1 protein-coding gene is annotated in these 352 nt (G+C 50.3%); it reads left to right on the top strand.

Annotated elements, in window-relative coordinates; genetic code table 11:
* The coding region (locus tag LK536_RS58570) for a hypothetical protein (RefSeq protein WP_506092309.1) at positions 1–288 on the top strand (288 nt) is incomplete at its 5' end.
* Between the last annotated feature and the right edge of the window lie 64 nt (positions 289–352).

The following is a 352-nucleotide window of genomic DNA, read 5'->3' as shown; positions in this document are numbered from 1 at the left end:
GAGAAGAAGAAAGAGAAGGGGAAAAGGAAGGGAGAAAAAAGAGAGGGGAAGGAGAAAGAAAGGAAGAAAAGGAAGGAGGAGGAGGAAGAGAAGAGGAAAGAGGGAAGAGAGAAGAGAAAAAAGAGGGAAGAAGGGGGGAAAGAAGGAGAGAAGAGAGAGAGGGAAGAAGGAAAGAAAAGGAAGGGGGGGGAGAAGAAGGAAGAGGGGGAGAGAGGGGAAGAAGGAGGGGAAGGAGGAGGGGAGAAGAAGGAAGAAGAGAAAAAGGAAGGGAAAGAGGAAGGCGGGTGAGGACAGGGGCAAGAGAAAAGGGAAAAGGCCGGAGGAAATGAGAGGTATAAAAGAGGAGGGGAGC

The organism is Clostridium pacaense (assembly GCF_020709765.2).
GTDB classification, from domain to species: domain Bacteria; phylum Bacillota; class Clostridia; order Lachnospirales; family Lachnospiraceae; genus Enterocloster; species Enterocloster hominis.
This window is presented reverse-complemented; position numbering and strand designations above follow the sequence as displayed.